This window comes from Chryseobacterium amylolyticum (assembly GCF_051011775.1).
Classification (GTDB): Bacteria; Bacteroidota; Bacteroidia; order Flavobacteriales; family Weeksellaceae; genus Chryseobacterium.
This window is the reverse complement of the sequence record NZ_JBPCHX010000008.1, coordinates 23,744-36,845: the sequence shown is the minus strand read 5'-3', so window position 1 is coordinate 36,845 and position 13,102 is coordinate 23,744. Positions and strand designations below refer to the sequence as shown.

Below are 13,102 nucleotides of genomic sequence, written 5' to 3'. Positions count from 1 at the left end.
CCTGTTAGATTGTTACATTCATTTATTTTGTTCTGTTGTTCTCGATGAATGCAGCCATCGTATCGATAGATTGGAAAATTTCCTTTCCTTTTTTAGGATCAGCTAATTTTATTCCGTAATCTTTATCAAGAAGAACGATCAGTTCCAAAGCATCAATAGAATCCAGTCCCAATCCGCCTCCGAATAATGGATCAGCATCTTTGATTTCTTCCACAGATACGTCTTCAAGATTAAGAACTTCGATAATTTTGTGCTTCAATTCCGTTTTTAAGTTTTCCATAAATATTATTTTAATGTAACAATATATCAATGTACCAGTTTACCAATAGTTGTTATTGCCTTTAGCATTGGTACATTTTCAGATTGGTACATTGTTAAATTATAATGTGAGCAAATATACAAAAGCTTTGTAATTTTCCTGATACAATTCTACCCAGCCGCACAATACTTTGTCAGCCTTTCCGGATCTGAGAATCTGTTCGGAGTAATCGTTTAAAAAATTTTCATCAAATTCGTCCAAAACGAAAAAAGCATTTTCCGTCTGCATTTTATGTTTAATGCTGATTTCACCAACACAGATGTTAGGTAAAGTATATACAAAAACGGCAGGACTCGGATAGTAGTTGTCAGCGTCGTTGATGCTTTCCTGGTATTTGAAATCGGTGTCCAGACTGGAAGATCTGTTGGCAAAAACAATAGCTGTTCTGGTGTGGTCATCCTCTTTCAGAATATTTTCAGCAGAAAGAAAAGCCAGCTTACTCAGGTTATCCATTTTGTGAAATTTCGGATAGCTGAGGTCTAAGCTTCTGTAGGCTTCTTTGGCAAATTCCTGAAAGGTTTCGCTTTGGCTTTCAAAAATAATATTTCCGTCAACGGTTATTTTTGAATGTTCTATGGTACAGATGTTTGTTTTCTTCATCATGTTCAATTTAACATTTTTCCAGCACAACAGCTGCGTTACAGCCACCGAACCCTGAAGCTGTCTTCAGTATGTATTTTACTTCTGCAGTCTGGTTTTCCTTGATAATATTCAAAGGTTTGGTTATTCCCGTTTCCTCAAAGTTCTTTGATGGAAGTAAGGTGCTGTGAAGGGCACTTTCCATAGAAATAATGCTTTCAAGGAGACCTGATGCACCCAGACAATGTCCGTAATAGCCTTTCATACTGTTGAGAGGAATGTTTTGAAGTCCCATTCTGTTAAAGGCAATGGCCTCCATTTCATCGTTATATAAAGTCGCTGTTCCGTGAGCAGAAATAAAATCAATCTGTTCAGCCGAAACATTTGCTTCTGTCATAGCATTTTTAATACTGGCATATAAGCCATCTCCTGTTCTTGAAGGCCCGGAAATATGATTGGCATCATTGACTGCAGAATCCCCCAGAATTTTAAACCTGAATTTTTCGTTTTGTGAGATTGCTTCGTTACTCTGTTCTTCGTAAAGACATGAAGTGATATACACAGCTGCTGCCGCTTCACCGATGTTGATTCCATCCCTGTTTTTATCATAAGGCTTACATGGCCCGGAACCAATGGCCTGAAACGAGTTGAATCCTGAAATAACAAATTCAGAAAGTTCATCTCCCGCAATTACAAAAGCATCTTTATACTTTCCTGCCTGAATCATATTTTTAGCTGTTGCAATGGCCATTACTCCTGAAACACAGGCATTGGAAACCACCACAGGTTTCGTTTTGAATCCGAAAAAATTGGCTATTTTTTGTGCCAGTTTTGATAAGTAAACGCCTTCCGGCAACTCAGACTGGTTTTTTAGCAGGCTGATATTTCCTTTTGTTGTAGAAAGGATAAAAGCCGTGTCTTCTGATAAGGTATGTTTTTCAACAAGAGGCTGCAGGCTTAAAAGAAGCATTTTTTCCAGTCTTGTAAAATTGTGATTGTTATTCTGAGCGTCGCCGAAGATTCTGCTGAACTCTTCATGAAGTTGATCAGAATCTATCATGGAAGTATAAAAAGCATCCTGACTGCCTGTGATTTTATGTAAAGCAACGCCTGATTTTCCTTCCACAAGTGCATCCCAGTTGGAATCTACATTGAATCCTAAAGGGGTTACACAATTGTAATCTGTGATATAAATATCCTTCCTCATAATAGCCCCATTTTATCTTTCCAGTTTTGAAAAAATTCCGGATTATACAGGCATAAGTTTCCGTTGCTGTCAAGAAATACCTGGATGGTTTCACCACTGCACACCAATTGGTCTTCCTGGTTGAAAAGCTCATACCTGTAGATCAGCTTGGCTGAAACAGAATTGATAAAAGTGGTCACAATTCTGAATGTTTCCCCGTATTTTAAAGGAAGAAAATGCTCGCAGGTACTTTTTACAATCGGTGTTACATATCCGGCATTCTGAATATCAAGATAGGTAAGGCCATGCTGACGGCCGAAAGCTTCTCTTCCGTCTTCAAAATATACGATATAATGCCCATGCCAGACTATTCCCAGCGGATCTGTCTCATTGAACCGGACTCTTACTTCTTCAGTACAGGTTAATATATTTTCTTTAGACTGCATTTTGTTTCTTTTCGTAAAATAGGGAAACAGCTACTGTAGCAAGGTAAAATAAGAACAGTAAGACCAGTTCTTTGGCAATTCCACCGATGCCGCTGTTTCTTAAAATAATATCATAGTAAGCATTCAGTCCCCAGTTCATAGGAGAAAATTTCGCTATGGTCTGCATGAATTCCGGCATTAAAAATACGGGAACCCAGATTCCTCCTACGGCGGCAAGAACCACTACGGAAGTTGCTCCGAAAGGGGCAGACTGCTCCTGTGTATCTGCAATCGTTCCCAACAGCACACCGAATCCGATAGCTGCCAATCCGGCAAACAATGTTACAATAATAAGCTGAAACATTTTTCCGGATACATCAAAGGCCGGAAGATCCATATAAGGAAAAAGATAAATTCCTACGGCCACCATCAGTAAAAACTGAATGATACAGATAATAAGATAAGTACATGTTTTTCCTAAAATATGTACAAAATACGGAGTAGGGCTTATTCTTGCTCTTACGCTTGTTCCCTGGCTTTTTTCTTTTACCAGATTGATGGATAAAGGAACTACAATAAAGAATATCGCAAAAAGAGTCCAGGCAGGAACGTTGTGCTGAACGGAATTTGGCATAACATCCATTTCGCCTTTTTTCGGGGTGATTTCTTTAAAGCTGATCAGGTTTTTATTTTCGTCAAGATTTTCCGTAGTTCCCAGCTGGTCCTGAAATGCTTTATAAATCTTTTTATTTTCAATTTCGAAAACCATTTTGTTGACGGAATTCATCACTGAGTTTTTAAATCCTGCATTGGTTGCCGGGTCAAAGTATAAGTGAATTTCTTTAGCCTTAGGAGCAGCAGTTTTTACCTTTGCAGAATCTCCTTCGAGCCCGAACGAGCTTACAATGGTCTGAACCTTAGAATCAATATTGGAATTTAAATCTTTCGTTAAATGATCAGGAATGACGATCGCCATCTGATAGTCCCCTGAAAAAACGGCATCCTGTGCAGATTTTTCATTGAAGTTAGTCAGCAGCTGGAATGTCTTACTGTTTTCCAGTTCTGCTTTGATATTCTTTGAAACTTCAGACTTGTCATTATCAATAAAAATGATCGGAATCTTTGATCCTTCAAGGTTTTTAAAGGTAGAATCCTGAATAAGGGTAATGGTTACAATCAAAAGCAGCGGCATCACAAAAATGATGACGATACCTCCGATATCTCTTTTCAGCAGAAGGATTTCTTTGATAAAGCTTCTCCACAGTTTATACAACAACATCTCTTAGTTCTTTTCCGGTTAATGAAATGAAAACATCTTCAAGGTTTTCAGCGCTTGCGACTCTGTTCACCAGTTCTTCAGGTGTTCCTACAGCGTGGATTTTTCCATGATCAATGATGGCAATCTTAGTACAGAATTCTTCCGCTTCTGAAAGGTGGTGAGAAGTATAGATGATACACGTTCCCTGTTTATTTAAATCTAGAAGATAATCAATAATCGCTTTTTTTGACTGAACATCAACCCCTACAGTCGGTTCATCAAGAAAGAGAACCTTGGGATTGTGAAGCGTTCCTGCGATGAGGTTGCAGCGGCGTTTCATTCCACCTGAGAATTGTCCTACCTGCTTGTTGGCAAATTTTGAAAGTCCCATAATTTCCAAAGACTCATCAATCGCTTTTTTGAGCTGATTATGCTTTAAACCATAAAGGCTTCCGAAGAACATCAGATTTTCTTTTGCGGTAAGCGTAGGATATAATGCATATTCCTGTGGAACAATTCCTATGATCTGTCTGATTTTGAAACCATCTTTCTGCGGAGACAGTCCGTTAATGGTAAACTGGCCTGATGTAGGCTTTATCAGTCCGGAAAGCATGGAAATTAATGTTGTTTTCCCGGCACCGTTAGGCCCCAGAATTCCATAGATTTCATTTTTGCTGATATTCAATGTGATATCATTTACAGAAAAATCTTCAGAATTCTTGTATTTCTTATATAAGTTTTTGATTTCAATCATATTTTCCGCCATATCAGATCGCTTTTCTCAGTTTTTTATAGAAAGCTTCTTCCAGGTCTGCAATATGCAGCATTGTTTTTGAAAGTTCATTGTAGATATTGCTTTTCGAGTTTCTGTTTTTATAAACACGTGCAATATCTACGGCAAAATCTCTCCAAAGGTCACCAATAGCAGTTATTTCTTTGGATAGCTCTTTTAACTCATCATTTTTAAGAATAACAGCAGCTTCCTGAAGGAATGCCCCATAGATAAATCTAAACCCGCCACCTCCGGTTCCGATTTCTTCCTGCATTCTGATCAGCTGTCCCAGATAATGGTTGGTTACTTTTGTTCCTTTCTTTTCTGCCCATTTCGGGATGCTTTTCGCTACCCATCTCATAGCCTTTACCCCGATAAGCGGTACCGGAGCCAGCATATTTTTGCAGGTGTCTTTGATTCCCTTTTTAATGGCTTCTTCAAGATTCACATTTTCAGGGATATAAACAGGGTAGTACATGTGCCCTTTCGGAGGAAGCGCTCCTTTTGCGTATCTTACTTTTTCCAGTTCTGCCTCGGAAAGGGATGTCGTATAATCCATTACCGGGTCGCTGATCAGGAATTTTCCGTCTTCTTTTCCATAAACCACCAGGTTGTGGGCATTGAAGTGGAATTTATATTCTTCAGGAAAGTATGTAAGATTGAAAACACCTACCTGAAGCCCTGTAGGTATATTTTGTTCCAGATTTCTTTCGAGCGCTTTCTGGGCATCCTTAGGGTTTGAGAATTTTTCTCTTTTAATTTTAATTCCTAATCTTTTGGCTGCTTTACTGAAAATGGCACCCGGCATTGGGCGGTAGCTGAAGCCCGGAGCAAAATTTACCTTTAAAAAAGGAAGATAGACAAAAAACAGTCCGGAACCGATCCCGAAGATCATGGGTTCACTTAGTTTAAGGCCTTTGTTGAGCAGTAGATTAGAAGCAACACCGTTTTCGCAATGTGCAGTCTGATGGTGTTCAAAGTTTAATTTCATTTTGCTGATCGTATCTTTTTCATAGGTGAAACGAAGCCTTGCTTCATTATTTCCCGTCGAAGTTTTTTAATTCATCCACTGAAATTCCGAATGCATCGGCATATTTTTTCAGTGCAGTTTCGCTTAGTGTTTTAAATACTTTTGGTTTAAAATGTCTTTTTACCCTCCATTGCCACATTCCTGCATATGAAGCAAGAACGGCAATATCCATTTTATTCAGTTCCATGAAATAAACAATGGGGCTTACAGTATTATTGGCAACATTTTTCTTTGCTTCCTCAATTCTTTCATGAATAAGTTCCATCGATTCATCCAGAGCAGCTTTCTTGGCATCCCAGCCTGTACTGTTTGCTGTCGTGTAATTGTCATTTTCATCCGTCACATACAGGACTTCAGTCATGTTGGCGGATTTCAGGTTACTTTCGTCTTGAGGCAGGTCTTGTTTTTTCATCTAAATAATGTTATTTTTTAGATTCCAGATGAGAAATGGTTCACCTGTTTTTTGATTCTTTTAATCAGGTGGCTAAAATAGTGAAAATACATTATATGTAAATCATATTAAATCTGAAGGGGTTATTCCCTCTGATCAGAGTATGTATTAGAAATCTTTTAGCAATAAGTGTTCCACGGATTTATAAAATGTTTCACGTGAAATAATTCATTTCCCGATGATATTTAATGAATGGTATTGATTTGATTATCAGTGGTTTTGAGTGTGTTTTTGTTGGGGTTGAAATAAATAATAATGAATATTTTTAATGTAAGATTTTATAATTACTTCAATGAAAGGTATTGATTTTTAAACACTAATGCCCTACATGAATTGCTCAAATATTCACAAATTAAAAAAATGAAATTTAACCATAGACCATTCTAAAAAAGCTGTACGTTTTGTACAGCTTTATATTATATATTGGAATGTAATTTACGACTTTACTTCCTGAATAAACAGGTTGATTTCTGCTCTGATCAATAATTCATCATGATTGAATGTTTCACAGAATATGTGGCAGATATTCTCAAACTGCGATATAAGTGAGGCCTTGGAGATAATTTTGTCATTCACCTTTGGAAGAGCAAAGACCTCAATCTTCTTGATATTGGTAATGAACCCGATCACTTTTGTATCTGCTTCAGGATTTTCAAAGAAGCTTTGTCCAAGGATCGATGAGCAGGTTTGGGCCAGGTTTTCAATTAATCCGGCTTCAACAAATTCATTATTGTGAACAAATATATTATCTTCTTTGATTTCAAAGGAAGTCACTACCTTTTCTTTGGTCAGCTCCAGGATATAATCTGCCATAAGCATCGGTTCACGATGCGGTAAAAAGTTGTGTATATTGATGATATTTTCTTCCTTTATTTCCATTACAGTTTATTTTACAGCGGTTTTCATTTGAGATTTTGCAATCACTTCACCGTTCAGTTTGGTCACAATATCTACAAGGGTTACTCCCATTACTTCATTAAGGATCGTTACTTCAGACTTCAGCTGATCGCCAATTTTAGGCAGTTTTTCAGCTTCAAAAGACTTGATGGCTCCTATATATCCGGTAGGAGCGTCTTTTCCAAGAAGGTAATATTTATATCCTGTATGTAAAGCAACGCTTTGGGCCTGATGCTCAATAAGTCCTGATGCCTGAAATAATCCATCCTGGATAAAGAGGTTATCTTCTTTGATTTCAAAACCTGACAGGAGATGATTTTCAGAATACTCAGTCAATTCATGTACCATCACAAAAGGATGTCTTTGTGGAATCAGGCTTTCTACAAAATCTTTGTCCGATGTGGGGAGTCTGTTTTCCATTAGCAAACTGTTAATAAGGCACAAGAATAGGCGAATCTTCCGCTTTCAGGAACACAAAGAAGTACTTTTTCTCCTTTTTTCAGTTTCCCGGAGTTCATCAGTTCTTCAAGGGCGATAAAGATAGATCCTGCACCGATGTTTCCTACCTCTGAAAGGTTGTAGAACCATTTTTCTGCAGGGAAGTCCATTCCTTTTTTAGCAAATTCTTCTTTCAGTCCGTCTTTGAAATATCCTGAAGAAATATGAGCCAGTACGTGGTCAATTTTTTCAGGATCCAAATTATGTTTGTCAAAAGAAGATCTTAAACTTTCAGCTCCTTTTACAAGAATATATTTATCCAGAATTTTAGTGTCCTGTTTGATGGCAAAAATAGATTGCTTCAGCCATTCATCAGATGGGTAATCTGCCCATGATTTCAGGCTTCCGTCTTCAAGCTTATCACATCCGGCATACATGCATGCCTCAATTTCATGTGCATATGAATAGAAATCAATGAATTCTATCTTTAAGGAAGTGCTGTTTTCTCTTGGCTTATTTTCCAGCAGGAAAGCTCCCGCTCCATCGGAAAGCATCCATCTCAGGAATTCTCTTTTGAAAGCGATGATAGGTCTTTCTTCGAGCAGTTTTAAATTTTCAGCCTCGTGGTTGAATTTATCAGCAGTCATCCATGCAGACATTCTTTCGGAACCTGCACATACGGCATTTTCCTGTACACCTGCTTTTACAGAAAGGAATCCATAATTCAGAGCATTCATTCCTGAGTTGCAAAGACCTGTTGAAGTATTAATTTCAATAGATTTTCCGATGTTCAGTTCACCATGAACCATAGAAGCGTGTGATGGCTGGATCTGGTCTGGTGAAGTGGTTCCTACGGATAATAACTTCATGTTTTCCTTCTTGAAATTTTCATCAAAAAGGCCTTCGATTGCTTTTGCTGTAAGCTGCGCATTAGTGTGTGTAGGATTTCCTTCCTTATCTAAAGCGTAGTATCTTGTTGTGATTTTATTATTTCTTAGGATAAGTGATTTTGCTTTGGATGGCGCATCATTGATAAGCCCAAGATAAGTCTCCATTTCATCATTCGCTACCGGCTCATTGGGTAAGTATTTTGATGCTTTTGTTATAAATACGTCGTACATTCTATTTTAAATTAATTCCTTGTAAATATCTTTTTTGTTTTTGTCTTTTAAACCAAAATATAGGGGTTGTAAGAAGGTGTAATACCAAAACGACAGGTGAGATAATCCATATCGCGGCCATCAAATATACCTTAAAGAATTTTATCAGCAATGGACGTTTCTCTTTTTTCTTGATAATCAGATTAGACCATACTGTGAAAATTTTGTTTCCTACCTTCTCTACACGCACCAGGAACGCACGGATCTCAATGGCTCCGTTTTTAACAAGATCCGGCTGCAGATTAATCAGATCATTGTTATTGAAGTGTCTTTCAATAATCTCGCCATACTTTACAGAACCTGCAATTTCTTCATCAGAAACACCGGCTGCCGGAAGCATTCCTGATTTTTCTTTCTGGCCTGTGGTAAGCCATCTGAGAATGGTCAGCACGCTGGTATAATTGTCATGTCTGTCTACCAGTGCTATATTTCCGACAAGTTTTGCCTGCAGATCTCTTAAGTATACTTTTAGTTTTTCCTGGGAAAGCATCCACATATTTCTGGTTCCGGAAATGGTTACAACAGGAGTATCTCTAAGGATACGGCCTGCGTACCCGCTTTTTAAGAATGAAATAACAGGAATGGATGGTGTGAGATACCATACCTGATACCCGAACAGGATAAGATCATACTTTTTATTGAGGACTTCTTCTGAAGGAGGATAGATTTCTTTTGGAATCTGCAGATAGGATTCGGGGAAAGTGTTGAAAAAAACATCACTTGGCCAGGGAAACGGAAAGTCTTCCTTCAGCTTAATATTATAATAGGTAACATCATATTTCTCCTTTTGAGCTTCAAAAGGCCTGGCGATGTTTTTCACAATATCTTCGAGTTGGCCGGTTTGTGAATAATATATGACAAGTATATTTTTCTTCATTAGTTTTCTTTAGGGTTTACAAAAATATGTTTTTCATATTTATTAGGTAGATTTAAATACTTTTATGGATTCGGAACTGAATTTCAGTGTATAATTTTCACTTCCTGACCAGGTGTTTTTTGTATTTACAAAAATGATGGTTTCAGGAAGTTCCGGAAGGTCATTCATTGTAAAATGTTCATCTGATATAAGAAGAATGTCAATTTTCTTATTGATCTCAGAAAGGTCTTTTATATAATGTATTTTTCTTTTTTTTACCAGATAGCTGTGTGCGGCGGTTTCCCTCTTTTCATCATTCCGGATCATAGAGAAAATTCTTCTGCCTGCCTGATACAATGTTAATAAAACATCTTTTTGTCCAAAATCATCAGTCATATGAAGGATGCTGGCGTCATTGGAAATATGCTTGTTAAGTTCAAAATATACCGATTTGTTGGTATTGAAATCCTCTTTTACTTCTTTTACCACTTCACTGTCTTTGTACAGGTAACTCAGGAATAATTTCTTCTTAAAATAATTTTCATCCTCAATCTCTTCCCGAAGTTTCGCAAACTCTTCTCTAAAGTAAGCATTGATTTTTTTGGTTCTTTCAGAATAGTTTTTACCAAAACTCATATCATCTTTGCTGATTCTGTTGCCTACTTTTACCGTGATGCTGCCATCATAGATAATAAAGTCTCCTTTTGGCAGAACTTCAGAGTTTCCGTGAATGTAGATGGGAAGAATATCCAGGCCGAACTGTTCTGCAAGGTAAAATGCTCCTTTATGAAATCTTTTGATGTCATTGGTATAAGAACGTTCTGCTTCGGGGAAAACCACTAATGAATATCCTTGTTCAACTTTTTCCTTCAGCTTTTCCATTCCATTTTCAATTCCCTGTGAAACGGGGTAAAATCCAAGAGCTCTTACCAGCTTTCCAAAAATAGGAGACTGGTACACCCAGTCATTTACCAGATAGATGATTTTATGGGTCGTCATTGCAATGGCCAGTGTATCCAGGAAGGATGTATGGTTGGCAATGATCACGGCCGGATTACTGAAATTTTCTGACGGATTTTTAATGACCTTCTTCTTTACAAAAGGATTAGAATAAAGAACAGAAGTTAAAAATCTGGCTAAAATAATTTTGATAATATTCAGGGTCTTTCCTTTGGAATTTTTGACAAAGACGCTGCCGAAAGCGGAAAACAGCAATCCGCCAATTCCGTAATACAGGAATGAGAATACAGACCATATGAACAGCCTGAAAGTAATCGGTGAAAGTCCTTTTTGGGCTCTGTTGGTAATCAGCAGTCTGAACCAGAACGGATATAGGGTAGAGGTAATAATGATAACTGAGAACATTCCGATTAAAGCAACCAAAGCCAGGGAATGCAGGGCCGGATGTTTGGCGAAAATCAGGGAGCCAATGGAAAGGATGGTTGTGAAAACGGCAAGGATAATAGAAATTCTATAGGTGGGCAGTTCATTTTTTCCTGTGGTGTGTTCTTTCTGCATGGCCTGGGTAAGGAAAATACTAAAGTCATCACCAACCCCAAAAACCAGTGTGCACACTACAGTGCTGAAAATATTCAGCTCCAGTCCCAGAAAATAAAGTATTCCGGCTGTTACAACCCCTGTTAAAACAATCGGGAACATGGTAAGCACTGTTAATTCAAAATTTCTGAAAAAAACAATAATGGTTAAAATGATCGCAAGAAGAGAATAATTGATCAGGGTATTGAAATCTCTTTTCAGCAGTCCAAGGAAATTTTCATTCATCTGCTGGCGGTCAATAGCAATAGCATCATGCTTCTTTTCGATATCTTTGATAAAAGCATCCCTTTTATTTTCGTTTACTTTTACAACATTCGAAACGGTATAAAAACCATTTTCGCTGCTCATGAATTCTGAAATCTGAAGCGCTTTCACTTTTTGGTAATCCTTCAGGTTTAATACGGAATAATCTTTATGCAGAACTTCATTGAAATTGTCAAATGCAGAACTGTTGAAACCCAATTTATTTCCGTTACTGATCAGTTCAGAAATGGCCCGGCTTTTCTTTTCCTCATTCCAGAAACGATTCCATTCATCAATCTTTTTCTGTTGATCTTTTTCTGAAAGGACAACACTTCCGATCGAATTATAGCTTAAAATCTTGCCTTCTTTCTTCTCTTTTTCAAGGAAGCTGCTTAGTTCTGAGTTTCTGCTTAATGCATCTTCTTCAGAATTTCCGTAAGAAATCGTATAAATAGATTTTGAAGTGATGTCGGAAAGCTTCTGCAGCTTTGCTTCACTGATTTTTAATTCTTTCGGAATGTAATTCAGATCACCAATGTCTTCATTAAATCCTACATGTCTGAATCCAAACAGGCAGGCCAGAATAATAACAGAGCACCCTATGATCAAAGGCTTGTTTTTCTCGTACGGATAAGAGCCGATCTTGTCAATAAAGTTGGTATTCGGATGCTCTCCCTTTTCTTTTGGTTTATAAAGCTGGGGAACGATAATCAATGCTGTAACTGAAGAAAGAATAACGGTAATGGCTGCAAAAAGTCCCAAGTCCTTCAATGCTTCAGAACGTACAAAAACCAGGCATAAGAATGAAACGGCTGTTGTTGCACTGCTTAATATGATCGGTTGGGTAATCTCTTTATAAAGCTCTTCAATATTATTGTTATGCTTGTAATGAGTAAGAATATGCAGGGCGTAATCTATCGTGATCCCGATCAGAATGGCTCCCACACTTAATGAGATGGCTGAGATTTTGTCCTTAATGAAATAAAGAACCAATAAGGCCAGCAGTACAGAAAATACGGTGGGCAGAAATACAATAATGGGAGTAAAGAAATTCCTGAAATAATAGATCAGAAGAATCAAAAGAACTGTCATAGAAATGACAACTGTATTCTGGATGTCTTTTTTGATCTGTTTTGCATTGGCCACTGCAATTACAGGAGAGCCGAAATAGCTGGTTTCTGTTTTTCCTTTGAACTGCTTATTGATGCCGTCTTTAATAGAGTTGAGCTGATCTACAAATGCTTCATTGGCTTTCGTATTATTGCTTTTGTTTTTAGGATCAATGAAAAGCAGGAGATTTTTGCCGTCTTTGGTTACAATATAGCTGTCTTCAAGTTTGAAGTCTTTGCTGATGTTTAAAGCATTTAATTTTTTAATTCCTAAAAAAGTAAGTCCCAAAGGATCTTTTTTAATAAACTCTTTAGTGACAAGACTTGTGGGAGAAACCAGTGAGATGTAATTATTCTCTACCTGTTTGGCAATGCTGTCTTTTTGTAGTTTCTGATTAATCTCCTTATAGTCATTTTCATTAAGGAAGAGCGGAAGGTTCTGATTGACAAAATCAAAGGTCTCTGAAATCTCATTATCATTCACTTTGCCCTGAACAGAACCGATGTATTTCTGTAAAGGCTCAATTTTTTTCAGAAAAGTATCTGCCGTTTCAGAAAGCTGGAAGCTGTCTTCGCTGGATTTGTTCTCGATAATGACAATAATCTTATCAGAAAAATTAAGCTGTTTAAGAACCTTTGCTGTAAGATCCGACTTTTCATTTTTAGGAATGATCTGATTGATATCCTCTTCAAAATTGATCTTTGACGCAAAGAAAATGCACAAAACGGCAATTCCTATGGCTGTCAGTACAGATAGAATTTTATTTTTGGAAATCAGATAATATAAAAATATAAAAAAGCGATGCATTGCATTTAAATCAA

Annotated in this window: 13 protein-coding genes; all 13 read right to left on the bottom strand. The window is 37.4% G+C overall.

The genetic code is table 11. From position 1 onward, the window contains the following. Window positions 1–22 precede the first annotated feature (22 nt). The gene (locus ACR1PO_RS20045; protein ID WP_002983724.1) at window positions 23–280 is read right to left on the bottom strand and encodes a phosphopantetheine-binding protein; all 258 of its coding nucleotides are present in this window, start codon (window positions 278–280) and stop codon (window positions 23–25) included. 99 nt (window positions 281–379) lie between these two features. After that, window positions 380–919, bottom strand: coding sequence for a 3-oxoacyl-ACP synthase (locus tag ACR1PO_RS20040; RefSeq protein ID WP_332385814.1), 540 nt, complete (start codon window positions 917–919; stop codon window positions 380–382). A 10-nt stretch (window positions 920–929) separates the two neighbouring features. Beyond that, window positions 930–2,105 carry a beta-ketoacyl synthase N-terminal-like domain-containing protein gene (locus ACR1PO_RS20035; protein WP_433987941.1) on the bottom strand — a complete coding sequence of 392 codons (1,176 nt, stop codon included), beginning with the start codon at window positions 2,103–2,105 and terminating at the stop codon, window positions 930–932. Continuing rightward, the gene (locus tag ACR1PO_RS20030) at window positions 2,102–2,530 is read right to left on the bottom strand and encodes an acyl-CoA thioesterase (protein WP_332385549.1); all 429 of its coding nucleotides are present in this window, start codon (window positions 2,528–2,530) and stop codon (window positions 2,102–2,104) included. Before ACR1PO_RS20030 ends, ACR1PO_RS20035 begins: the two co-directional genes overlap by 4 nt. Then, window positions 2,520–3,788: an ABC transporter permease gene (locus ACR1PO_RS20025; RefSeq protein WP_433987940.1), complete on the bottom strand. Its 1,269-nt coding sequence runs from the start codon at window positions 3,786–3,788 to the stop codon at window positions 2,520–2,522. Before ACR1PO_RS20025 ends, ACR1PO_RS20030 begins: the two co-directional genes overlap by 11 nt. Continuing rightward, complete coding sequence (locus ACR1PO_RS20020; protein ID WP_228445866.1) at window positions 3,775–4,521, bottom strand: ABC transporter ATP-binding protein; 747 nt, start codon at window positions 4,519–4,521, stop codon at window positions 3,775–3,777. The genes ACR1PO_RS20025 and ACR1PO_RS20020 overlap by 14 nt, the downstream gene beginning before the upstream one ends. 13 nt (window positions 4,522–4,534) lie before the next feature. Then, a complete protein-coding gene (darH, locus tag ACR1PO_RS20015) occupies window positions 4,535–5,530 on the bottom strand; it encodes a BtrH-related acyltransferase DarH (protein ID WP_332385550.1) in 996 nt (331 codons plus the stop codon). 46 nt (window positions 5,531–5,576) lie between these two features. Further along, complete coding sequence (gene DarG, locus ACR1PO_RS20010; protein ID WP_332385551.1) at window positions 5,577–5,981, bottom strand: flexirubin biosynthesis protein DarG; 405 nt, start codon at window positions 5,979–5,981, stop codon at window positions 5,577–5,579. 474 nt (window positions 5,982–6,455) lie between these two features. Further along, on the bottom strand, window positions 6,456–6,899 hold the full coding sequence (locus tag ACR1PO_RS20005) for a hotdog family protein (protein ID WP_232723087.1): 444 nt from the start codon (window positions 6,897–6,899) through the stop codon (window positions 6,456–6,458). 6 nt (window positions 6,900–6,905) lie between these two features. Beyond that, the gene (locus ACR1PO_RS20000; RefSeq protein ID WP_332385552.1) at window positions 6,906–7,337 is read right to left on the bottom strand and encodes a hotdog family protein; all 432 of its coding nucleotides are present in this window, start codon (window positions 7,335–7,337) and stop codon (window positions 6,906–6,908) included. Further along, complete coding sequence (darB, locus tag ACR1PO_RS19995) at window positions 7,337–8,476, bottom strand: dialkylresorcinol biosynthesis protein DarB (RefSeq protein WP_433987939.1); 1,140 nt, start codon at window positions 8,474–8,476, stop codon at window positions 7,337–7,339. Before darB ends, ACR1PO_RS20000 begins: the two co-directional genes overlap by 1 nt. Before the next feature lies 1 nt (window position 8,477). Then, a complete protein-coding gene (locus tag ACR1PO_RS19990; RefSeq protein ID WP_433987938.1) occupies window positions 8,478–9,392 on the bottom strand; it encodes a dialkylrecorsinol condensing enzyme DarA in 915 nt (304 codons plus the stop codon). Between the two features lie 42 nt (window positions 9,393–9,434). Then, window positions 9,435–13,088 carry an MMPL family transporter gene (locus ACR1PO_RS19985; RefSeq protein ID WP_433987937.1) on the bottom strand — a complete coding sequence of 1,218 codons (3,654 nt, stop codon included), beginning with the start codon at window positions 13,086–13,088 and terminating at the stop codon, window positions 9,435–9,437. Window positions 13,089–13,102 lie beyond the last annotated feature (14 nt).

What these genes read in the sequence shown, in the direction of transcription:
- DarG (WP_332385551.1), bottom strand. Translation starts at nt 5,981, where the DNA reads ATGAAAAAACAAGACCTGCCTCAAGACGAAAGTAACCTGAAATCCGCC.
- ACR1PO_RS19985 (WP_433987937.1), bottom strand. Translation starts at nt 13,088, where the DNA reads ATGCATCGCTTTTTTATATTTTTATATTATCTGATTTCCAAAAATAAA.
- ACR1PO_RS20020 (WP_228445866.1), bottom strand. Translation starts at nt 4,521, where the DNA reads ATGATTGAAATCAAAAACTTATATAAGAAATACAAGAATTCTGAAGAT.
- ACR1PO_RS20045 (WP_002983724.1), bottom strand. Translation starts at nt 280, where the DNA reads ATGGAAAACTTAAAAACGGAATTGAAGCACAAAATTATCGAAGTTCTT.
- ACR1PO_RS20040 (WP_332385814.1), bottom strand. Translation starts at nt 919, where the DNA reads ATGAAGAAAACAAACATCTGTACCATAGAACATTCAAAAATAACCGTT.
- darB (WP_433987939.1), bottom strand. Translation starts at nt 8,476, where the DNA reads ATGTACGACGTATTTATAACAAAAGCATCAAAATACTTACCCAATGAG.
- darH (WP_332385550.1), bottom strand. Translation starts at nt 5,530, where the DNA reads ATGAAATTAAACTTTGAACACCATCAGACTGCACATTGCGAAAACGGT.
- ACR1PO_RS20030 (WP_332385549.1), bottom strand. Translation starts at nt 2,530, where the DNA reads ATGCAGTCTAAAGAAAATATATTAACCTGTACTGAAGAAGTAAGAGTC.
- ACR1PO_RS20005 (WP_232723087.1), bottom strand. Translation starts at nt 6,899, where the DNA reads ATGGAAATAAAGGAAGAAAATATCATCAATATACACAACTTTTTACCG.
- ACR1PO_RS19990 (WP_433987938.1), bottom strand. Translation starts at nt 9,392, where the DNA reads ATGAAGAAAAATATACTTGTCATATATTATTCACAAACCGGCCAACTC.
- ACR1PO_RS20000 (WP_332385552.1), bottom strand. Translation starts at nt 7,337, where the DNA reads ATGGAAAACAGACTCCCCACATCGGACAAAGATTTTGTAGAAAGCCTG.
- ACR1PO_RS20025 (WP_433987940.1), bottom strand. Translation starts at nt 3,788, where the DNA reads ATGTTGTTGTATAAACTGTGGAGAAGCTTTATCAAAGAAATCCTTCTG.
- ACR1PO_RS20035 (WP_433987941.1), bottom strand. Translation starts at nt 2,105, where the DNA reads ATGAGGAAGGATATTTATATCACAGATTACAATTGTGTAACCCCTTTA.